Raw genomic sequence first — 429 nt, 5'->3', positions numbered from 1 at the left:
CCCAGAATCTCTCCGGTATCGCCGGCCACTATGACCTTAAACAGGCCGTCGGTGTCCCCTTCCACCAGGCTTTTCCCGTTCGCCATCATGCTGAAGCGTCCAATTTTCAGGTTGTCGCCATAGTTCTCCCGGGCCTGGGGCTCCGTGAGGCCGATGCAGGCAATCTCGGGTTCCAGATAGATACAGGATGGGATGCGGTCATAATGCATCTCCTCATGGCGGCCGCAGATATTTGCCACTGCCACCATGCCCTCGTGAGAGGCTGTGTGGGCCAGCATGGCCTTGCCGTTGACATCGCCGATGGCGTAGATATTGGGCACGTTGGTACGCAGGCAGAGGTCGGTCTTGATGGCATTCCGGTCAAATTCCAAGCCAATGCCTTGTGCGTTCAGTCCCTCGGTATTGGGGGTGCGGCCCACCGCCATAAGC

General features: G+C 58.5%; 1 protein-coding gene. It reads right to left on the bottom strand.

From position 1 onward, the window contains the following. Window positions 1-419 (bottom strand): FAD-dependent oxidoreductase (locus H6A28_RS14975; protein ID WP_345944575.1); only part of this gene is annotated, 419 nt, incomplete at its 3' end. Window positions 420-429: the final 10 nt, after the last annotated feature.

Source organism: Bacteroides mediterraneensis (assembly GCF_016900355.1).
In the GTDB taxonomy this organism is placed as follows: domain Bacteria; phylum Bacteroidota; class Bacteroidia; order Bacteroidales; family Bacteroidaceae; genus Phocaeicola.
The sequence above is the reverse complement of the archived record's forward strand: the minus strand, read 5'-3'. Positions and strand labels throughout refer to the sequence as shown.